24 protein-coding genes and 1 riboswitch are annotated in these 19,958 nt (G+C 67.3%); of the genes, 15 read left to right on the top strand and 9 right to left on the bottom strand.

Going from position 1 to position 19,958, the window contains the following annotated elements; genetic code table 11:
- The first annotated feature begins 157 nt into the window (after window positions 1–157).
- Window positions 158–1,699 carry an IS1182 family transposase gene (locus EV375_RS12100; RefSeq protein ID WP_130301611.1) on the top strand — a complete coding sequence of 514 codons (1,542 nt, stop codon included), beginning with the start codon at window positions 158–160 and terminating at the stop codon, window positions 1,697–1,699.
- A 39-nt stretch (window positions 1,700–1,738) separates the two neighbouring features.
- Here the strand turns inward: EV375_RS12100 and EV375_RS12095 are convergent, their stop codons facing one another.
- Both EV375_RS12095 and EV375_RS12090 read right to left on the bottom strand, forming a co-directional pair.
- Window positions 1,739–2,152, bottom strand: a complete 414-nt coding sequence (locus tag EV375_RS12095) for a nuclear transport factor 2 family protein (RefSeq protein WP_486588726.1) — start codon at window positions 2,150–2,152, stop codon at window positions 1,739–1,741.
- Between the two features lie 436 nt (window positions 2,153–2,588).
- Entirely contained in the window at window positions 2,589–2,852 is a 264-nt protein-coding gene (locus EV375_RS12090; protein ID WP_130299444.1) for a hypothetical protein, read from the bottom strand.
- A gap of 76 nt (window positions 2,853–2,928) precedes the next feature.
- Here EV375_RS12090 and EV375_RS12085 point away from each other — a divergent pair, with 76 nt between their 5' ends.
- From EV375_RS12085 to EV375_RS12075, 3 genes are all read left to right on the top strand, one after another.
- The gene (locus EV375_RS12085) at window positions 2,929–3,369 is read left to right on the top strand and encodes an ATP-binding protein (protein WP_486588438.1); all 441 of its coding nucleotides are present in this window, start codon (window positions 2,929–2,931) and stop codon (window positions 3,367–3,369) included.
- Window positions 3,370–3,803: 434 nt separating this feature from the next.
- Window positions 3,804–4,805: an AraC family transcriptional regulator gene (locus EV375_RS12080; protein ID WP_130299442.1), complete on the top strand. Its 1,002-nt coding sequence runs from the start codon at window positions 3,804–3,806 to the stop codon at window positions 4,803–4,805.
- A 358-nt stretch (window positions 4,806–5,163) separates the two neighbouring features.
- Window positions 5,164–5,353: riboswitch (cobalamin riboswitch) on the top strand.
- Window positions 5,354–5,390: 37 nt separating this feature from the next.
- On the top strand, window positions 5,391–5,834 hold the full coding sequence (locus EV375_RS12075) for a (2Fe-2S) ferredoxin domain-containing protein (RefSeq protein WP_486588437.1): 444 nt from the start codon (window positions 5,391–5,393) through the stop codon (window positions 5,832–5,834).
- Window positions 5,835–6,005: 171 nt separating this feature from the next.
- On the opposite strand, the gene EV375_RS12070 is transcribed toward EV375_RS12075, so the two are convergent.
- Window positions 6,006–6,878 carry a LysR family transcriptional regulator gene (locus EV375_RS12070; RefSeq protein WP_130299441.1) on the bottom strand — a complete coding sequence of 291 codons (873 nt, stop codon included), beginning with the start codon at window positions 6,876–6,878 and terminating at the stop codon, window positions 6,006–6,008.
- 167 nt (window positions 6,879–7,045) lie between these two features.
- Here EV375_RS12070 and EV375_RS12065 point away from each other — a divergent pair, with 167 nt between their 5' ends.
- The 6 genes from EV375_RS12065 to EV375_RS12040 all read left to right on the top strand — a co-directional run bounded on the left by EV375_RS12065 (window position 7,046) and on the right by EV375_RS12040 (window position 13,022).
- Entirely contained in the window at window positions 7,046–7,888 is an 843-nt protein-coding gene (locus EV375_RS12065) for an EamA family transporter (RefSeq protein ID WP_130301788.1), read from the top strand.
- Between the two features lie 315 nt (window positions 7,889–8,203).
- On the top strand, window positions 8,204–8,440 hold the full coding sequence (locus tag EV375_RS12060) for a cation transporting ATPase C-terminal domain-containing protein (RefSeq protein ID WP_207228083.1): 237 nt from the start codon (window positions 8,204–8,206) through the stop codon (window positions 8,438–8,440).
- Between the two features lie 80 nt (window positions 8,441–8,520).
- Complete coding sequence (locus EV375_RS12055; RefSeq protein ID WP_165434715.1) at window positions 8,521–9,303, top strand: NUDIX hydrolase; 783 nt, start codon at window positions 8,521–8,523, stop codon at window positions 9,301–9,303.
- The gene (locus tag EV375_RS12050) at window positions 9,254–10,408 is read left to right on the top strand and encodes a 5'-methylthioadenosine/S-adenosylhomocysteine nucleosidase (protein WP_130299439.1); all 1,155 of its coding nucleotides are present in this window, start codon (window positions 9,254–9,256) and stop codon (window positions 10,406–10,408) included. The genes EV375_RS12055 and EV375_RS12050 overlap by 50 nt, the downstream gene beginning before the upstream one ends.
- On the top strand, window positions 10,405–12,381 hold the full coding sequence (locus EV375_RS12045; RefSeq protein ID WP_207228081.1) for a hypothetical protein: 1,977 nt from the start codon (window positions 10,405–10,407) through the stop codon (window positions 12,379–12,381). Before EV375_RS12050 ends, EV375_RS12045 begins: the two co-directional genes overlap by 4 nt.
- 104 nt (window positions 12,382–12,485) lie before the next feature.
- Window positions 12,486–13,022, top strand: coding sequence for a hypothetical protein (locus EV375_RS12040; RefSeq protein ID WP_486588436.1), 537 nt, complete (start codon window positions 12,486–12,488; stop codon window positions 13,020–13,022).
- A 202-nt stretch (window positions 13,023–13,224) separates the two neighbouring features.
- Here EV375_RS12040 and EV375_RS29085 read toward each other — a convergent pair whose 3' ends face one another.
- A complete protein-coding gene (locus tag EV375_RS29085) occupies window positions 13,225–13,428 on the bottom strand; it encodes a hypothetical protein (RefSeq protein WP_165434650.1) in 204 nt (67 codons plus the stop codon).
- Window positions 13,429–13,534: 106 nt separating this feature from the next.
- Between EV375_RS29085 and EV375_RS29380 the strand changes: the two genes are divergently transcribed.
- From EV375_RS29380 to EV375_RS12020, 4 genes are all read left to right on the top strand, one after another.
- A complete protein-coding gene (locus EV375_RS29380) occupies window positions 13,535–13,717 on the top strand; it encodes a TetR/AcrR family transcriptional regulator (RefSeq protein ID WP_207228079.1) in 183 nt (60 codons plus the stop codon).
- A 92-nt stretch (window positions 13,718–13,809) separates the two neighbouring features.
- A complete protein-coding gene (locus tag EV375_RS29375) occupies window positions 13,810–14,172 on the top strand; it encodes a TetR family transcriptional regulator C-terminal domain-containing protein (RefSeq protein ID WP_207228077.1) in 363 nt (120 codons plus the stop codon).
- A gap of 105 nt (window positions 14,173–14,277) precedes the next feature.
- Window positions 14,278–14,790 carry a MarR family transcriptional regulator gene (locus EV375_RS12025; protein WP_207228075.1) on the top strand — a complete coding sequence of 171 codons (513 nt, stop codon included), beginning with the start codon at window positions 14,278–14,280 and terminating at the stop codon, window positions 14,788–14,790.
- Window positions 14,787–16,055, top strand: a complete 1,269-nt coding sequence (locus EV375_RS12020; protein ID WP_130299436.1) for a multidrug effflux MFS transporter — start codon at window positions 14,787–14,789, stop codon at window positions 16,053–16,055. Before EV375_RS12025 ends, EV375_RS12020 begins: the two co-directional genes overlap by 4 nt.
- On the opposite strand, the gene EV375_RS12015 is transcribed toward EV375_RS12020, so the two are convergent.
- The 3 genes from EV375_RS12015 to EV375_RS12005 form a co-directional block, all read right to left on the bottom strand.
- Entirely contained in the window at window positions 16,032–16,766 is a 735-nt protein-coding gene (locus EV375_RS12015; protein WP_130299435.1) for a class I SAM-dependent methyltransferase, read from the bottom strand. The genes EV375_RS12020 and EV375_RS12015 overlap by 24 nt on opposite strands.
- Before the next feature lie 9 nt (window positions 16,767–16,775).
- A complete protein-coding gene (locus EV375_RS12010) occupies window positions 16,776–17,045 on the bottom strand; it encodes a hypothetical protein (RefSeq protein ID WP_130299434.1) in 270 nt (89 codons plus the stop codon).
- A 103-nt stretch (window positions 17,046–17,148) separates the two neighbouring features.
- Window positions 17,149–18,666: a SulP family inorganic anion transporter gene (locus tag EV375_RS12005; protein ID WP_130299433.1), complete on the bottom strand. Its 1,518-nt coding sequence runs from the start codon at window positions 18,664–18,666 to the stop codon at window positions 17,149–17,151.
- 376 nt (window positions 18,667–19,042) lie between these two features.
- Between EV375_RS12005 and EV375_RS12000 the strand changes: the two genes are divergently transcribed.
- On the top strand, window positions 19,043–19,444 hold the full coding sequence (locus EV375_RS12000; protein ID WP_486588435.1) for a MerR family transcriptional regulator: 402 nt from the start codon (window positions 19,043–19,045) through the stop codon (window positions 19,442–19,444).
- A gap of 26 nt (window positions 19,445–19,470) precedes the next feature.
- Here EV375_RS12000 and EV375_RS11995 read toward each other — a convergent pair whose 3' ends face one another.
- Entirely contained in the window at window positions 19,471–19,710 is a 240-nt protein-coding gene (locus tag EV375_RS11995; RefSeq protein WP_130299432.1) for a hypothetical protein, read from the bottom strand.
- A gap of 13 nt (window positions 19,711–19,723) precedes the next feature.
- A complete protein-coding gene (locus tag EV375_RS11990; protein WP_130299431.1) occupies window positions 19,724–19,933 on the bottom strand; it encodes a hypothetical protein in 210 nt (69 codons plus the stop codon).
- Window positions 19,934–19,958: the final 25 nt, after the last annotated feature.

Genomic DNA, 19,958 nt, shown 5'->3' with positions numbered 1-19,958 from the left:
TCCTATCCCGACCACCCTCACGTCGAAGATCAGTTACGGGACAGCCCCTAGAAGACTGCTGAAGATCTTGGGGTTCTGGCCTCGTCGTTTGAGCGGTGGGGCCAGACTCGTTGGTGTGGTTCAAGGGGAGTGGGTCGGGGAGACGGTCGGTCCGGATGTGTGGGAGACCTGCCGGGAGTTGATCCCGGCTGGGAGTGTGTTCGCTTTCCTGGCCGAGCACCGTGGACGGTTGTTCCCGGCAGGAATGTTCGCGGACATGTACCCCTCGGCAAACGGGCGGCCGAGCATGCCGCCGCAGATCCTGGCCGCGGCCGTCACGCTGCAGGCTCTTCATGGCCTGTCGGACTTCGAGACGGTTCAGGAACTGCGCTGTGACCTGCGGTGGAAGGCTGCCTGCGGACTCGGCCTGCACGACACGGCCTTCGACCCGTCGTTGCTGTCCTACTTTCGCCGCAGGCTGGCCCGCTCGGCCCGGCCGAACCGGGTATTCGAGACCGTCCGCGAGGTCATCAAGACCACCGGCGTGCTCAAGGGCAAGCACCGTCGGGCACTGGACTCCACGGTGCTGGATGATGCGGTGGCCACCCAGGACACCGTTACCCAGATCGTCGCCGCGATCCGGACGGTGATCCGTGAGGTCCCCGGCGCCCCGGCAGTCGCCGACCAGCAGTGTCGGGCTCACGACTACAGCGATCCCGGCAAGCCCCGTATCGCCTGGAACGACCAGGCGGCACGAGCTGAGCTGGTGGACGCCCTGGTCGGTGACGCACTGCGGCTGCTGGGTCATCTGCCCGAGCAGGAACTCGGTGAAAAGGCCGCGAATGCGGTCGGCATCCTGGCCTTGGTCGCCGGCCAGGACGTCGAACCCGCCGATGACAGCGACGGGCGTGACGGGCGCTGGCGCATCACCCAGGGCACCGCTTACGACCGGATGATCTCCACCGTCGACCCGGAGTCCCGCCACGCGCACAAGACCCGCCACCAGCAGCAGGACGGCTTCAAGGCCCATCTGGCCATCGAGCCCGAGACCGGCTTATTCACCGCAGTCGCCCTCCGGCCAGCGACCGGCAGCGAACACCACGAAGCTGCTGTCGGCCTCGACCTGCTCGCCCAGGAAAACGATCCGGTGGACGCCTTCGGCGACACTGCCTACTCCACCGGTTCCGCCTGTCAAAGTCTCCAACAATCGGGGCACCGGCTGTTCTTCAAGCCCGCGCCACTGCGGCCTGCTGTCCCGGGCGGTTTCACCCTCGACGACTTCGCCATCGACACCCTCGCGGGCACGGTGACCTGCCCCCAGGGACACACCGTCCCCCTCACCGATCCCAGCGGACGGCACCGTCAGCGCAAGGCCACCTTCGCCAAGGAGTGCACCGGATGTCCTCTGCGTCAGCGATGCACCAAAGCCAAGACCGGACGCATCCTGACCATCCGGCCGCACCACGATCTACTCGTTCAAGCCCGCCACCAGGCCGCCGCTGACACGGACTGGCAAGCCGACTACCGACGCTGGAGACCACCCGTCGAACGCGCCGTCGCCTGGCTCGTCCACCACGGCAACCGCAAACTCCGCTACCGCGGCACCATCAAGAACGACACCTGGATCCACACCCGAGCCGCCGCCCTCAATCTCCGCCGACTCATCAACCTCGGACTCCATCACAACGGCACCACCTGGCAGATCCAGGCCACCACCTGACGGTGGCAACCCGGATCAACCAAGATCTTCAGCAGTCTTCTAGTCGGAGCCGACCCCCGTGTTCTGGCAGGCGGTCAGCAGCCAACGGCCGTCACTCTGCTTGGAGATCACGTACAGCGGGGAACCTTCGCTCTCCTCGCCCGGGGCCAGGTACCGCTGGCGGACCTTGACCGCCGCGACGTCGGGACGAATGAAGAGCACGTGGATCACCTCGTAGGTGACCTTGCCGTCCCAGTTCGCCGCGGGGAGGACCTTGCGTGTGAACTCCGAGATCGCATTGAGCCCGATGAGGACCTTGCCGTGGGCCGTTGTCCAGATCGCGTCCGGGTGGAAGAGGCCGAGGAACTCCTCGGGGTCCTTGTTCTGCTGGGAGTGCTCGACGGTGGCGACGAGCCGGCTGATCGCTTCGATGTCAGCCGCATGTGACGTGGATTCCGGGTGCATGCGGGACATCGTCATACTTGAAGCGTGGTTGAGGTCAAGCGTGTAATCCCGGTGATACGAGCGTGACCCGGCATCCGGAACTCCACAGGCGAACCTGGTGGATCTCGTCCAGATCTGAGACGCCACACCGACAGCAGCACTTCGTCCGCGCGACCTCGACTGGCGTGGATGCAGCACTCGGTATGCACGGTGGAGGAGCACCGGTCCGGCGGTCCCTGCGTACAGGGGAAACTTTCTCTGCGTGCACACAGAAGTGCGAGAGTCCGGTTCCGCTTTACCTTCCCGGTACCTGCTGCGCTGCAGGCGGCAGGGCGGGCAACTGAACCAGACTCATCCATGGAGCAATGGCTACAGGGCAGGCCTCCGCATCAGGACTGCCCTTGTGCCAGCGGGTGGTTGCTCCCCATCGACCTTCAAGGACACCGTGATGGCCGGTACTCTTCACCTACGCGCAGTCGACCGGTTCCCGCTCCAACTCGGCACCCACCTGTCCAGCAGAGCCCACCTTGTGATGCTCTTCGGCAAGGACAACCGCGTCACTGGTTGCGTCTTCGCCCGCGATGCGATGGGCGCCGATGTCTGTGACCCCGGTCCCGAGACCGTACTCGGGGCTCATGGTGGAACGCGCCATCTGTTTGATCTGTGCCGGCCCGTGGGTTTCCTGCTCACTCCCGCGCTGCAGTGCAGCCAAGCTGGCGGCGACGCACATGACTGATCCTGGAATTCACGCCGTGGCTTCTGTCCCCGATGGTCCACGATCAGCACAGCGCCGTGAGGCAGCCGCTGTGACCTTTCAGGACGCGTTTCAGCTGCCGGCGCTCCCCGCTTTCGTCTCCGAGGCACGGCGATGTGTCGTGGCGCGGTTGCGCGAGTGGGGTGCTCATGAAGACGTCTGCACAGACGCGGAGTTAGTGATCTCCGAACTCTTCACCAATGCCGTGCTCCACACCGACAGCGTGGAGATCGGCTACGGACTGCGCGTGACGGGGATGCAACTGCGTGTCGAGGTCGCAGACGAAGGGTGCCGGTCGAAGGAACAGCGCCTGCGGTCTGCCGCGTCCGAAGAGGAGAGCGGGCGCGGGCTGCTACTGGTCAAGGCCTTCTCGGAAACATGGGGAGTCCGGGCCCGTGAGAATGGTCAAGGCAGCGTGACATGGGCCGACCTCCCATATCGACCTGCGTCCGGAGGGATTCCACAGCCCCATCCGGACCGCCACACCAGATGAGGACGCCAATCCCCTGGCAGAGGTGGCAAGTTGGAGTTGCTGAGCTTCACCGCGAGATGTCGCCGACAACGATGAGGCCGGCTTCGACTTGCTGCGAACGTCGGCTGCGGTACGACGACACCACACAAGGGTCCTCAGCAGCTGCCCGGTTGGTCACAGAAGAGTCGCCCCTGTCCGCATCCCCGCCACGCCGGCTCCTTGCCTGAGCGAGACCCGGCGGGGCTCTCCGAGGGGAGATCCCCGGGCAGCGCGTAGTTCGTTGCCGAGCCTATGGAACGGCCTTTTACGTAGCCCCTTCCGTTGGATTCGGCGGACACGACGGAAACCCAGCACTACGCTGCGGCTGTGATTTTTTGCCACGGTCCTGCCAGCCGGGTGCTGTGGTGAACACCCCTTCCATCACCAGGTCAACGGCAGTGAGGGAGCGATGAAGGGTGTTTGAGAGGACCAGAGGGACCTATGTGGTCAACTCGTCGTCGATCGGGGATGTGGCGCCGCGTGAGCGCGCCGACTTCTGGACCGATCACGTCTCGTCCGTCCACTGTCGGATGGACCTGAGGTTCCCGCACGGCGACTCCTTCCGTGCCGGGACGATCCGCCAGCAGACGGATACCTATCAGCTCGCGAAGTGCTGGTCGGACAAGCTCGGATACCTCCGGACCCCGCAGCAGGTACGTCAGCACCCGGATGAGGACTACCGGTTCGTGATCATGCTCTCCGGGAGGGCTGTGCACCGTCAGGACGGCGAGGAAGCAGAGATGGTGCCCGGGACCGCGGGCCTGATCCCGGTGAACGGGTCGTACCAGACTCTCTACGATCGTTACGAGGGACTCAGCATGACCATCCCTGCTCACGAGGTGGACAGCCGGCTGAACCGGAAATCCCCGGTGACCGCGGGGCTTGACCTGGCATCAGGCCTGGGCCGCGTGGTCGGGGACATGGTGACCAGCCTGCACGAGGAACGGGACACCCTCACCACCAGCCAGTTCGATGCGGTGTCCGACCGGATCGTCGAGCTGTTGTGCATGCTTGTCGCGGGCGATGACCGCCCGGATGCGCCGGAGCATCTGGCCGAGGTGGAGGCCATGGTGCGCCGCCATGTGCGCGAGCACGCGGGCGACCCGGGTCTGAACGGCCAAGCGATGGCACGTGCGTTGGGATGGTCACTGCGGCAGATTCAGCTGGCACTGCAGCGCGCCGGCACCACGCCCCGTGAGCTGATCCGCGAGGAGCGCCTCAGGCTGATACGGGAACGCCTGCAGAACCCCGCCTATCAGCACGTGAGCATCACGGACCTGGCGTACGCGTCGGGATTCTCCTCTCCGAGCGCACTCAGCACTGCGTTCCGGAAGCGCTTCGGGATAAGCCCGCGCGAAATGCGGCATGAGGGGGACACTGACACCGCAGACGCTCAGAGGCCGTGCGGACAGGGCTAGATGACTGGGTATCAACAGTCCCAACTCCGATGACCGCGCAGCCGTCCCCCGGGCGCAGGGCGCATACACGGGGCCGCAGCAGCGGCGCGTGCCCGTCCACGACCGAGAGGCCTGAAGGCGCGACGTACTCGTCTGCCCGGAAGCGCCCTCCGGGATCAGGTCAGCAGGTCGTCGGGACTCAGCGTCGCGGCTTCAGCGCGGAGGTGACGTCTGTCGAGCACCCCTCTCCCTCGCTGCTGCGCATCGCTTGCCGCAGCCCTTCGTTGAAGTCTGGGACCAGCCGGGCCTCGCCCCTCGCAGCGGTTGCCATGGGGGACGCGAGCACGCTGGGACTGATGGCGCCCCTCGGGGGTGGGCAGCACCTGGATGGAATGATGGCCGATGTCATGGCGACGGCGGTCCGAGGAAGCCGGTGTGAATCCGGCGCGGTCCCGCCACTGTGATCGGCGAGCGGATCCCCGACAGGCCACTGCCCGAGGCGGGTGGGAAGGCCGGGACGAGCCTTGACCCGAGAGCCAGGAGACTCACGCCGTCGCCACCTCGACGTACCGGGGCGGACCTCCCCGGAGAGAGGAAGGGTTCGACGTGCCCGAGGCATCGGTCGACGAGACATCCGACGAAGCGGAGGCAGCGGAGACGGCCGGCCCTGCTCCGTGCCGGATAGTCGTGTGCCGGGACTGCTGCTGCGGCAGTCCCAAGGTGACCGGTCTGGATCACGCGGCGCAGACGGCTCGCCTGCGGGAGGAGGCACCTGTTCGCGTGTCCGACTGCCTGGACGTATGTGACCAGGCCAACGTCATCGTCGTACAGCCTTCCGCCGACGGCCGTGCCGCCGGCGCCCGACCCGTCTGGCTGGGGCTGGTCAACAGCCTGGACGCGACCGAGGACGTCACGGCCTGGGTGCGGGTGGGCGGTCCGGGCGTCGCTCCGCGGCCGGAGATCCTTGACCTGCACCTCATCACGCCGCCGCGACGGGTGCTTGCCGGGGATCGCCGCGCTGCGTCGCCGATCCGTGACCAGGGGCCGTGAGGCAGCCCTCGTTCGCCGCCGCGGAGACACTTCAGGTGCGGTGGAGTGCAGCCAGGCTGATCGGCGTCGCAGCGGTCGCTGAGACGTCCACGCCCTGAACGAGCGCACTACGGTCCTGGACGGTTCTCGTGCGGAGGTGCCGGAACGAGGCAGCGCCGATGACCTCGGCGTCTACCGGTAGAGGTCGGTGGCGAGAGCGATGGCGGTGTGGGCGGCCGGGTGGGTGTCGTGGGTGCGCCAGATGAGGTGGACGGGGACGGGCGCGGCGTCGCGCAGGGGGCGGTAGGTGATGCCGTCGCGGCGGTATTGAGCGGCGGTCGCCTGGGGGGTGATACCGACGCAGCGACCGGTCGCGATGGCGGCGAGCCAGTCGTCGATGTCGTGGGTGTACTCGATGGCTGGCTGAACGTCTCCGGGCCAGAGGTCCAGGGTGGTCGTCCCTGTGCGGCGGTCGATCGCGAGTGTCCGGCCGAAGAGTTCGTCCAGACGGATGCTGCGACGGCGGGCCCAAGGGTCGTCGGATGCCAACGCAACGCACCGGGCCTCGTGGCCGACCAGCGCGTATGACCACGGGGTGAGGTCCAGCGGGGCGCGGACGACGGCGAGGTCGCACCGTCCTTCGGCGAGGCCGCCGGTGGGGCTGTTGTGCCGGACCAGACGCAGTTCGGTCTCGGGGTGCTGTTCGTGCCAGCGGCGCTGGAATTCGGTGGTGTGGCGGCCGAATGCGGACCAGGCGTGGCCGATGTGGAGGCGGGTGTGGCCGGTGGTGGCTTCGCGGACGAGTTCGTCGGCGCCGGCGAGGAGGGCGCGCGCACGGGCCAGGACCCGCACACCCGTGGTGGTGGGGGCGACGGAGCGGCTGGTGCGGTGCAGCAACCGCACTCCGAGCACGCTTTCCAGAGCGGTGAGGGTCCGTGAAACGGCGGCTTGGGAGATGCCGAGTTCATGGGCGGCGTCCGTGAAGCTGCCGGTGTCGATGATGGTGATCAGGCAGCGCAGGTGTCTCAGCTCCAGCGCGCCGACCGTCTTCCGGGCGTCATCCATGCGTCCAGCGTATAGACGGGGCAGCGAATGCATTTTGCGTATGCCGCCTTGCGTCCCATCGTGTGGGCATGAAGCCTGCGTCCTCTGCTGTATCCGTCGCCCCGACTCCCGCCGCATCGCAGGCCGCGGACGTGCGCGGTCCCGGCCGTCCGGGGCGCTGGGGTGGGATGGCGCTGATGCTGGGCAGCGGACTGTCCAACCAGAGCGGAGCGGCCGTCGCGGCGCTGGGCTTCCCCGTGCTCGGGCCGGTCGGAGTGGTGGCGGTGCGCCAGTGGGTGGCCGCCGCCGTGCTCGGTGCCGTCGGCCGGCCGCGGTTGCGCCGGTTCACAGCGGCACAGTGGCGTCCGGTGCTGGGCCTGGCGTTGGTGTTCGCCGGGATGAACCTGTCCCTGTACGCGGCGATCGAGCGGATCGGACTGGGACTTGCCGTCACGCTGGAATTCCTCGGCCCGCTGACCGTGGCCCTCGCCGGCTCCCGCCGCCGGATCGACCTCATCGCCGCCCCGGCGGCAGCAGGAGCGGTGGCGGTACTCGCGCGCCCCACTCCCTCCACCGACTACCTGGGCATCAGCCTCGCACTGCTGGCTGCCGTCTGCTGGGGCTGCTACATCCTGTGCAACCGCACCGTCGGCGCCCGACTGCCCGGCCTGGAAGGATCGGCGGCAGCAGCGCTGGTCTCCGGCGCCCTGTACCTGCCCGTGGGCGCATGGGTGCTCTGGCAGCGCCCGCCCTCGCCGGCGGCGTTGGGCTGCGCGCTGGCAGCCGGAGTGCTCTCCTCGGCCGTGCCGTTCCTGTCCGATCTGCTGGCGCTGCGCCGGGTACCGCCGCACTCCTTCGGCGTCTTCATGAGCGTCAACCCTGTCTTCGCCGCGCTGCTCGGCCTCGCCGTCCTGGGCCAGCACCTCGATGCCGCCTCCTGGCTGGCCATCGTTGTGATCGTCAGCGCCAACACCGTCGTTGTCTCCACCACACCCCGCAGCATTTCGGCTGACCCGGAGCAGCACACGTGAACCATCGGGGACAAGTCCATGGGCGGTTCTGCGCGACGGGCGCCCCTCGCGCCGGCGCCAGGCACGACGCGTGGGCGAGGTTGCCCTTCATCCGCACGCCGACCCTGGAATTGCACGGAGCCGGCGACCGAATGAACCCTGTCGCCAACGGCATGCTGCTGGCCGAACGCATTCCGGACGCCACCTTGCATCTGTGTCCCGAGGCCCGCCGTGCGACCTGCTCGTACGGTCGAACCTGCGCACACGGCTCCGGCCGTCGGGTTCCCAGTAGTGTCCGCAGGCCAGAGCGCTATGTGATGGCGTATCAGTCGGGCTGTGTCCCACAAGGACCCCACGAGCCACGAGGTCGCCGGCCTGTTCAGCAATCGGTGGATCGTCGTCGGCGTGACAGCCCAGGCGGCAGCCCAACTCGACCTCACGTACGTGTCGGCCATGAACAGTCTCTTCCGCCCAGCACCGATCGGCCCCGGCGCCTGGGTACTGAGCCTTGCTCTCGCCTGTATGGCCTCGCTCGTCGCCGTCGGCAAGCGCCTCCTTCGACGCTCCCCGTGAGGACAACTCCCGGTCGGCAGGGGAGAGGCAGACTCGAACGTTTCTTGTCAATTTGACAGTAATCAGATACCGTCAGGTCCGTGAACGATGACTCCTGGTCGCCGCCGCAGGTGCTGCTCACGGTTGATCTCGTGATCTTGACGTTGCGTCAGGGGCGGCTGTGTGTCTTGCTCGTGAAGCGGGGCGAGGAGCCTTTCCCGGGGATGCAGGCGCTTCCCGGTGGCTTCCTCAACCACGACGGTGAGGCGATCCTGGACGCCGCGCGCCGTGAGCTGGCTGAGGAGACCGCCCTGGACGCCGGCCGGTTGCATCTTGAGCAGTTGGCCACCTACGGAAACGCGGAACGTGATCCGCGGGGGCGGGTCGTTTCCGTGGCGCATCTGGCGATCGCACCGGGCCTTCCCGAGCCGGTCGCCGGAACGGACGCCGCTGACGCCTCATGGGTCCCCGTGGACAGGCTCCTGTCCGGAGAGGAGCGACTGGCTTTCGATCACAGTCGCATCGTGGCGGACGGGGTCGAACGGGCGCGTACGAAGCTCGAGTTCTCGGCCCTGGCAACGGCGTTCTGCGGGGAACTGTTCACCATCGCCGAATTGCAGCAGGTGTACGAGGCGGTGTGGGGAGTCGAGCTCGACACCCGAAATTTCTACCGGAAAGTCCAAGCCGTGAAGGGGTTCATCGTCCCGGCCGGATCAGGCCGGAAGGCCACGGTGGGGCGCCCCGCCCGGCTGTTCCGAGCGGGACCGAGGGCGGTGTTGTCCCCGCCGCTGGTCCGGCCTTTGCAGTCGCTGACGGAAGAAGAAGGGGGAACAGATGGCGAAAGACCTGGTGGTGATCCTCACCGCCCTCAATCTCGAGTATGAGGCGGTGCACCGGAAGCTGAGCGCTCCGCGGGTGCACCGGCATGAGCGTGGCACGCGGTTCGAGGTCGGGACCGTGCGGGGCACGCCTTGTCGGGTGGCGCTCGGTCTGACAAGCAAGGGGAATCATCCCGCCGCGGTGCTGGCGGAGCGCGCGATCCAGCACTTCTCGCCGGCGGCCGTGATGTTCGTGGGTGTGGCCGGGGCGTTGTGGGACAGTACCCCGCTGGGCGATGTGGTGATGGCCACTCATGTATACGCCTACCACGGTGGGACCAGCGAGGACGACGGTCTCAAGGCACGTCCCCGGGCGTGGGAGACAGGGCACGGCATCAGCCAGCTCGGCTTCCACCTGGCCCGCGTGAAGGGCTGGGCCGACGACGCTCCGGACGAAAAGGACGCGCCGCAAGTGCATTTCGGCGCGATCGCCGCCGGTGAGGTGGTGCAGAATTCGCGGCTTTCCGCCGAGGCGGTGTGGATCCGGCAGCACTACAACGACGCGCTTGCGATCGAGATGGAAGCCGCCGGTGTGGCTCAGGCCGGGCATCTCAACGGTTCGCCGGTCGCCATCATCCGCGGCATCAGCGACCGGGCGGACGGCACGAAGAGCAGCGCGGAGGACCGTAACTGGCAGCCACGGGCGGCAGCGAACGCGGCGGCCTTCGCCACGCGGCTGGCCGCGGAACTGATCGAAGAACAGGAACAGGTCGCGATGTCCCAGGAAAGCGTCGCCGAGAGGCCCACAGGACGTGTCAGCAACACCGCCCATTCCAGCACCGTGGGAATCATGGCCGGTTCGGTCTCCGGCAGCAACGTCCACATGGACGCAGGACCGAAGGCTTCCGGTCCGGCGGACCTGGTCCCGGAACTGGAGCGCTTCCGGGAGCAGTTGAAGCGGCATCACGCCGAGGGCGCCCTCGACGAGGACATCTACGATGCGGCGCAGGCCGAGCTGGACGTGGCCGGCCGAGCGGCGAAGGAGAACACTGCGGAGTCGCCGAGAGAGGCGACCCTGGCACTCAAGAGGTTACGCGGTCTGATCGCCGACGTTCCCGGGCTGACGGCCGGGCTTGCGCCCCTGATCGTGGCGGCGGGTGAGTTGCCGTGACGGAGCGCGTCGGCTTCACATTCAACTCGGCCGCACACGGCTCCGCTGTCGGTATCCAGGCCGAAGCCGTGCACAACTCCAACGTGTACATCGTCCCTCGGGAAGCATCGCCCCAGGAGAAGTACAAGGTCGGTCTGCGATTCCTGGAGAACGGCGTGCCGAGCCGCGCCCGCGGCCTGATCGCAGAAGCGATAGCCGCGGGGCACGACAATGCGGAGGTTCGCTGCCACTGGGTGCTCGCCTTGCTCAGCAAACGCGCCTACCACGAACTCGATCCCGAAGAACGCGAGCAACTGCACCAGGCTTCGGGAGCCGTAGGAAGCTACGCAGACGGAGAGTGGAAAACCGCCCTGCAGGTCGTCTTCGACCTGTTGGAGGCTCTCGGCGACGCGGACGGCGCAACCGGATCCGTACTGAAGCGGCTGCAAGACCTGCCGCAGTCGCAGCGAGACCTGATCGTCCACCACCTCGACCTCGTGCTCACCGGCGGAATGAAAGACAGCCTTTGGGCCCAGACCCGCGAGCTGGCCGAGACCGACCGTCACAGCAACGATCGTTCCCAGCGTGTGTGGGCCTACTTCGAGCCCGTACCCATCGGCCCGCGGGCCGAGCTTCCCCAGGCGAACGCCGCCTACGGCGCCCGGGAACGTCTCGGCCTCCTGGCCGGCCTGTTCGTCGTCACCACCGGATTCCTCTGGATCTCGGCAGTGATCGCGCAACCGGTAGCCGCGGTGGTCGAGTTGATGACTGCGCTCGGTGCCGGTCTTACTGCCGCGCACTTCGGCCGGCAGTGGTGGTACCAGGAACACCGCCTGAAGGCCAAGGACGAGCACTTCTCCTGGTACGCGAACAATCCGCCCTCCGCGGGAGAGGGGTTCACCAACCGGGTCCACCTGTCCTTCAGCTACTACTTCAGCACCCGCCTGCCGGCCGGGTGCGACGCTCAGGAATGGCTCGCCTACACCGCGGGCATCCGTAACAGCCTCGTGGCCGAGATCGCGTTTCTCTACCGCGAAAGCAGAATCAGTGTCGGCCGGATCGACTGGCTGATTCGCCACTTGGCTGAAGACGTACGAGACCGCCACAACAACCGCACCCTGTTCGCCTATCGTCAGCAGTACCGGACATCGGCGAAGACCAAGACCATATGCGTGATCGCCCTCATCGTCCTGGGTATCACCGCCATCAATGCAGTCATTACCGCACTCGGGAACTCGCCGAACATTCTGCTATCCCTCCTCGCCATGTCCGGAGCTGTCTGGAGCGGACGCCGAGCGACTTTCCTGTGGCTGCACATGCGCAGCGAAGAGCGGCGATTCACCGAAGAGACCCAGGAGCACAGCGAGCGCCTCAGCAGGTGGCAGGCGGAGTACGAACGCTGGAAGGCGTTCGTGGACGCCACGCGACCCAATGAAACGGAAATGGAGACGTGGCTCACCTGTGACAAGACCCTGTTCGTCGACGAGGTGCTCCGCCACTACCAGCTCTCATGGCGCGACGTCATCACCCACACCATCCTGATGACGCCGGCGCGTCCCTACGATCGAGCACGGGAGAAGGGTGGCCCCTGGCGTTACTCGCGCTACAGCCTGCGTCTGTTCCTGGTGACACGGGACGGTGTCCGGGAAGTGAACACCGAATTCGACTTCGCCGACTCCACGCGTACGAACGAGCAGCGGAGCAACTACCGGTTCGACGCGCTGTCATCCGTGCAGGTAACCGAACGCGACAACGTCGGATACGACATGGAGCTGATTCTGTCCAACGGACCTGCCAGGAAGATCCGTGTCAAAGATGCCGACACGCATCAACTCGCTCCGGACGAGAACGCCCAGGAACTGACGAACATCAACCTCGACGCGGCCGGTTTCGCCCACGCCTTCCGGCTCCTGGAAGGCATCGCGGCCGACGGAAAGGGCTGGATCGAACGGAACAACCCCAACAATCCGCCACACTTCACTGCCCCCGACTGATGGCAGCATGCCGGGCCTCGCAGATCTCCCGGAGCGTGAGGGGCGCAGAGCGGGGCATGCCGGCCGGTTCCCATGCATGTCGCGAAACAGAGGTGACGATGGTAATGACCGCTTGTGACGGGAATCTCGGTGCGAGCACCGTACTCCTCGCTGAGTACGCACAACTCAAGGAGGAGCAGCGAGCACGCATCGGGTTCCGGGACAATCTGCTGTACGTGACACTCGCAGCCGTGACAGCCGTGACGGCCGTCGCTGCGCAGACGAGACTCATGCAACTGATTCTGGCCATGCCAGTGGTGTGCGTCGTGCTCGGATGGACCTACCTGGTCAACGACGAGAAAATCTCAGCCATCGGACGGTACACCCGCACCGAACTCGCTTCTCGCCTCGCAAACGCCACAAGCGTTCATGAGCCTCTCTTCGGCTGGGAGACCTACCACCGCAGCGATGCCAAGCGAGTCTCCCGCAAGACCACGCAGGCGATCGTAGATCTGGTGGCCTTCCTCGCGGCACCCTTTGCCGCACTCACCGGTTTCTGGTGCTACGGCACGAACAGCGCCCTACTGGTCTCGGTCTCGATTGTGGAAGCTGCCGGGCTCATTGTCCTGGGCGGCATGTTCCTGTGGTACGCCGAGAGATGACGTTCCGTTCGTACTCGGCAGACCACGCTGGCGCCGCAGTTCGGCGGGCAGGTGCGCCTGTAGGCCGACGCCGCGCCCGATCTCTTCGTGTGCTCCGCACTCAGCACAGGTGCCGCGGTCCTGCCACGCCCCCCGGGGCCCCGACTCGGTCTGCAACCCCCGTGAAGTGCACCAGCTCCGCACGAAATGTCGCGGCGGGTTCTCATCGTGCCGGCAGTGTGTTCTCTGCGTCGCGTTGGGATGGAAGGGCGAAGGCGAGTGCGGCGACGAGGAGGAGGATCGCGGCCATGCCCAGGAACCCGAGCTGGTGGTCCATGCCCCGACTGTGCTGTGCGTTCTGGCCGTCGGCGAGGGCGATCAGCGCGGCCAGGCCGAGTGCGCCGCCCACCTGCTTGGCCGTGTTCATCAGACCGGAGCCAGCACCGCGGCACTCAGCCCTTGACCGGCACGGGCTGCGACGAGCAGGGACGGCGTAGTGGCAAGTGCGTTCACACTGAAAAGGTGAGCTGTCGATGACTCCACGCACGCGCGGCCTCGGGGCCCAACACGAGCAGCGGCGTGAGGAGATCGCCGATGCCGTGCTCGCGATCGTTGCCGACCGGGGCCTTGCTGTGGTGTCGCTGGCGGCGGTCGCCGAGCAGGCGGGCATCTCGCCGGGGCGCGTCCAGACTACTTCGCCACCAAACGCGCCCTGACGGAAGCCGCGTTCGAGCGCGGGAACGCGCTGAGCGGCGCCCGCATCAGAGAGAAGGCCGGCTCGGAACTCGATGCGGCTCCTGCCCGGGCCGTGCTCACGATCGTCCTGACCGAGCTCATCCCCTACGACGCCGAGACCTGGGCACATATGAGGGTGCGCCAGTCATTCGGAGCCCTGGCGCTGGTGGAGGAGCCGATTGCGGCCCGGATGCGGGAGGCCTACGGCCGGCTCCACGAGCAGATGGCGGAACTGCTGCGCCGCGAGCAGGAGGACGGGCGCATTCCCGCGGACCGGGAGCCCGAGCAGGCCGCCGTGGCACTTGTGGCCCTGGCCGAAGGACTCGCCTACTACGTGCTCATCGGTGCAACGCCGGCCGACGACGCACGGGACCGCGTACTTGCGGCCATCGACGACGTCTATGCCGCTCCGGCCCCGGAACCCGGGCACGCCTGACGCGAGAGGTTCGATAGGTGTTCAACCAATAGGACGCATACACTTAATATATTCTCGCCGTTCCGCGGTCTACCGGAGTCATTCATGAAGCGTTAGCTTGGCAGTGTGAGTGAGTCAGATGAAGTGCGGGAGACGGCGGAGATACTGCGTTGGGGGATCTCACGCCTGTCCTCCCGCCTGCGGGCCGAGCAGTCGGGCAGTGAGCCGGGACTGTCCCGGCTCGCCATCTCGGTGCTGGCGAACCTGCGGCACGATGGCCCGCTGACACCGACAGCGTTGGCCGCCATCGAGGGACTCCAGCCCCAGTCGTTGACCCGTGTTCTGAACGACCTGGAGGAACAGGGGCGGATCGTACGGGCGCGTAGCCGGCGGGACGGGCGTAGCCAGGACATCGAGATCACGGAGGCCGGTCATGAGGCGCTGCGTGAGCACGTGTCCGACGGCAACGCCTGGCTGGCTGCGACGCTGCGTGGCACCCTCACGCCTGCGGAACGCGATCTCGTACGCATCGCAGCCGGGCTGTTGCAGCAACTTGCCCGTGCAGAGGGGGAGCCGGGCCGCGACGGATCGGCCGGCGGGGAGCTCACCGGCGGCGGGGGAGCGGCGCCGCCGCTATGACAGCCCGCCAGAACCAGTCGCGACGCATCCGCTCCGACCGAGCGGAGCGATCCGGCGGCGGTGTGCGCCTGCTCCTGGTACTGGCCGGGCTGAGCGCGGCCAGCCCCCTGGCCACCGACATGTATGTGCCGGGGCTTCCGGAGATGGCACGCTCCCTTCAGACGGACAGCGCCGGCGCTCAGGTGTCCTTGACGGGCTTTCTGGCCGGCATCATCGTCGGTCAGTTCGTACTGGGACCGTTGAGCGACGGGGTGGGCAGGCGCCCCGTACTGCTGGGCGGGACGTTATTGTTCGCGGTCTTCTCCGTGCTGTGCGGACTCGCTCCGGTGGCCGTGGTGCTGGACGTCGCACGCGTGGGGCAGGGCATCGCTGGCGCCGCGGGAATCGTCGTGGCCCGAGCGGTGATGACCGACCTGTTCAGCGGCGTCCGACTGGCCAAGAAGATCGGAGCTTTGGGTGCTGTCACGGCCCTCGGGCCGGTGGTGGCGCCCGTGCTCGGTGGTGCGGTACTTGCGGTGGCCTCGTGGCGTGTCGTCTTCTTCGTGCTGGCGCTCTTCGCGCTGGCGCTCCTTGCAGGTGTGTTGCGGTGGGTTCCGGAGTCCCTCCCACAACAGGACCGCACATCCGGAGGCATGGCCGGCGGCCTGCGGTCCGTCGGCCGGGTCGCCACCCGCCGTTCGGTGCTGGCGCCGGTGCTGGCGCTGTCGTTCGGGGGCGCCGCCGTCTTCGCCTACATCGCGGGCACCTCGTTCATCTTCCAGGGGATCTACCGCCAGTCACCCGAAGTCTCCAGCCTGGTCTACGGGGTCAACGCCGTGGGCAACATGGCCGGAAGTCTTGCTTATGGTCGGCTCGTGTCCCGCTGGCGGGCTGAGACGTTGCAGGTCGTCTCGTGCGCTGTCGCCCTGGCCGGATCGGTGCTCCTGCTCGGAGTTCAGGCGACGACCGGCAGTGGTCCAGTGGTTTCGTGGGCTTGCCTCTTCGTGTCGATCACGGCGTTCGGTGTCTTCTTTCCCGCCGTGACCACGGTGGCGCAGAGCCGAGGCCGCGATGCTCCAGGAGCAACGTCCGCGCTGCTGGGCAGCAGCCAATTCGCGCTCGGCGCCGGAGTGTCACCAGCGGTCGGTCTCTTCGGCACTCACAGTCCGGCTCCCATGGCAGCCGTCATGACGGTGTGCCTTGGAGCGGCCGTGACGGCCAGTCTGCCGGGCCGCGCGAGCACCAGTAGGCGCAGGCCCGCCTCATGGCTCCGGGCTGTGCGCTGAGGTGCGTGCGACGTAGACGGTGTTGGAGGACGTGCCGCCGTGCAGTGGGTTGTCGAAGGTGACGACGTGCGCGGCGCACTCTGCGAAGACCTTCGCGAGCGCCGAGTTGAAGCTCTCCTCCGGCGGGTCGTCCGACCACAGTGCGAACACGCCGCCGGGGTGCAGTCTTTCGGCCAGCTGCCGTAGCCCCTCCGGCTGGTAGAAGGTCACATGGCTCGGGTGCAGGACATGGCTCGGGGAGTGGTCGATGTCCAGCAGGACCGCGTGGAAGCGGCGTCCCGGCGCGTCCGGGTCGAGTCCGTCCGCGCTCTGCGCCAGGGAGAAGAAGTTGCCCGCGACCAGTCGGCAGCGGGGATCGGCAGTCAGCCGGCGCCCCACCGGAACCAGGTGCCGTTCATGCCACTCGATCACCTCTCCGAGTGCCTCGACGACGGTCAGCGACCGTACGCGCGCCTCGTTCAGTACCGCCTCGGCGGTGTATCCGAGGCCGAGGCCGCCCACGAGGACGTCGAGTCCGTCCCCCGGCAGTTGAGCCAGCCCGAGTTCGGCGAGTGCGACCTCCCCGGCGGTGAACAGGCTTGACATCAGGAACTCGTCGCCGAGTTTGACCTCGAAGATGTCGGCGCCTGTGGTGGGGTCTCTACGGCGCCGTAGGCTGATTTCGCCCATGGGCGTCGGCCGCCAGGCGAGCTCCTCGAAACGTGCGCTCATGGCATCCCCTTACTGCTGTCGTGGTCTGTCCGTTCGGCAGTCTTCCGCGTCGGCCCCGGCTCGACTGATGCCCAGGTCGTCGATGACGGGGTCGATGAAGAGCGAGACGCCGGTGGTCTGCCCCGGCGCGGTCATCGCCATGGCCACCGCGCTGAACGCGACGATCCGCCAGCCGTAGAAGCCGCCGGAGCGATGCTTCCCAGGAGCCCGGCCCGCGGACGGAGTCGGTGCGGCAGACGGCGGGGCACAGCCTTCGGAGCCGGTGACGCGCTCGGTCAAGGCTTGCTCCAGGTGGTGCGTATCCGTGGGCTGGGCAGGGGAGTTGGTGCCATCGCCGGGGGCGGGCGCCTTTCCGCCGGATGCGCGGTAAGGCGCCCGAGTGTCAGTGGGCGTCGGTGAGTTGTCCGGCGAGCCGGTCGTGCATGGCGGCGCTGGGCTTGTTGAGGCCGATGATGGTGACCTCCTTGCCTCGGTCTGCGTACTTGGTCTCCACCGCGTCCAGCGCGGCGACCGACGACGCGTCCCAGATGTGGGCGTCGGACAGGTCGATGACCACCTCGTCGGGATCGCCCTTGTAGTCGAACTGGTAGACGAGGTCGTTGGAGGAGGCGAAGAACAGCTCCCCGGTGACCGCGTAGACAGCCTGTGAGCCGTCCGGATCGACGACGCCGGAGACGTTGACCAGGTGTGCTACGCGACGGGCGAAGGCGACCATGGCGGTGAGCGAACCGACGACCACACCCACGGCCAGGTTGTGGGTGGCGACGACGGCGATCACCGTCACCGTCATCACGACGGTCTCGGAGACCGGCATCCGCTTGAGCGTCCTGGGCTGGATGGAGTGCCAGTCGAAGGTGGCGATGGAGACCAGGACCATCACCGCGACCAGCGCGGCCATCGGGATGTCGGAGACCAGCGGGCCGAAGGCGATGCACAGCACCATCAGGAAGGCGCCGGCCAGGAAGGTGGAGAGCCTCGTGCGGGCTCCGGAAGCCTTCACGTTGATCATCGTCTGGCCGATCATGGCGCAGCCGCCCATGCCGCCGAAGAACCCGGTGACGATGTTGGCGACGCCTTGGCCGATCGACTCGCGGGTCTTTCCCGAGTGGGTGTCGGTGATGTCGTCGACCAGCTTGGCGGTCATCAGCGACTCCATCAGCCCGACCAGGGCGAACGCGAAAGCGTAGGGGGCGATGACGGTCAGGGTCTCCAGCGTGAAGGGCATGTCCGGGATGCCCGGCACGGGGAGGGAGGAGGGCAGCTTGCCCTTGTCGCCCACGGTCGGTACGGCGATGCCGGCACCGATGGTGATCACCGTGAGGGCGGCGATGGAGACCAGCGGCGCGGGGACGGTCTTGGTGATCTTCGGGAAAAGGACCATGAGGGCCAGGCCGCCCGCGATGAGCGGGTAGACCGCCCAGGGAACGTCGGTCATCTCCGGGACCTGGGCCATGAAGATCATGATGGCCAGGGCGTTGACGAAGCCGACCATGACACTGCGCGGCACGAACCGCATCAGCTTCGCGACGCCGACGGCGCCCAGTACGACCTGGATCATTCCGCCGAGGATGACGGCGGCGATCAAATACCCCAGCCCGTACTCGTGATTGAGCGGCGCGATCACCAAGGCGATGGCGCCGGTGGCGGCTGAGATCATCGCCTTCCGTCCGCCGACGACGGAGATGACCACGGCCATGGTGAAGGAGGCGAACAGCCCGACGCTGGGGTCGACCCCGGCGATGATGGAGAAGGAGATGGCCTCGGGAATCAGGGCGAGGGCAACGACGAGACCGGCCAGCACCTCCGTGCGGAAGATCCTCGGGGACCGAAGGAAGTCGGGCCGGGTGAGACGGGACAGGGACAGGCGCGGCGTGGTGGCCGCGGGCGTTTCAGCGGACATGCATCCGTTTCTGATCAGGCGCGAACAGGTCGCGCACATCGTGCGTGCATCGTCGACTCCGCAGCGGGCGAAGGACGTTCTCCTGCCCAAGCGGCCGACGCCGCCAGCCACGGCATGAGGGCCTCACGCCGGATGAGGCATCCAGGAGGGCGGCTCGTCAGGCCGCAGGTCGGGCATCATTGCCCGACAGGTCCAAGGGGCTCCCCTTCGAGGGGGCGAGAAGGTGAGACGAGGTTTCACCTGCGAACGCGACTCTACCCTAACGTGAGAGGCGATTCTCCCGAGGAGCCTGTGAACCGTGCGACAGCAAACCGATCGACCCCCTGTAGAAAAGGGGACAGGGCCCCGGAGCCCCCGAGAAGGAGAGCGTGTGCTGATGGCGACCACGGACCGGCGGATGCAGATCGGCGAGGTGGCCGAGCGGACAGGTCTGTCCCTGCGCACGATTCGTCATTACGAGGAGGTCGGTCTCGTCATCCCTTCCGCCCGCAGCAAGGGCGGCTTCCGGCTCTACACCGAATCCGACATCGAACGGCTCATGGTGATCCGCCGGATGAAGCCGCTGGACTTCTCGCTGGAGGAGATGCGGGACCTCCTGGAGATCACCGACCGGCTCGGCGCGGGTGACGCGGAGCGCAGCGAAGTGGAGCGGCTGCGGGAGCGGTTGGACGCCTACCGCAAGGTGGCCGATGCGCGCTGTGAGACCCTGCGCGTCCAGTTGATGGCTGCCGAGGACTTCGCGGCAACGCTGCGCAGCAGGCTCAAGGACGTTTCCTGACCCGTGGCCCGCTGGCCGAGCCCGGCTCAGTAACTCCACCACCGCCCGGTGTCCGGCCGCGGAACCCACGTGTAGACGCCCCCCTCTGCGGGCCCCCGGCGGTAGACGGCCTCCACGCGTGAGGGCTCGAAGGACTCCAGCAGTTCCCACCGTCCCAGTGAATCGGTGTCCTCGAAGAGGATGCGGCCGGAGTCCGTACGCACGGCCCGTCCGGCCTCGACGACCTTTTCGCCCCCGTCGGACAGGCGCAGCCTGAACACCGCCATGACAGAACTCCTTTCACAGGCCGATGGGCACCAGCGGCAGGTACTCCCAGATCTGCCGCAGGGAGGTGAACTGCCGCTCGGGCAACTGCCCCGGTACTCGGGCGACTTCGGGGCGGGTCGCCGATACGGCCCGCAGTACGGCCTCGCGGTCGGCCGTGCAGCCGCGGGCGAAGAGCGGTTCGAGGTGACGGGCGATCTCCAGCCGGGTGACTTCCATCGACATGCCCTCTCCCGGGACACCGGAACAG

The sequence above is a fragment of the Streptomyces sp. CNZ301 genome, assembly GCF_004217425.1.
Note: the sequence above shows the minus strand (reverse complement) of the source record. Positions and strands in the feature narration are given on the sequence as shown.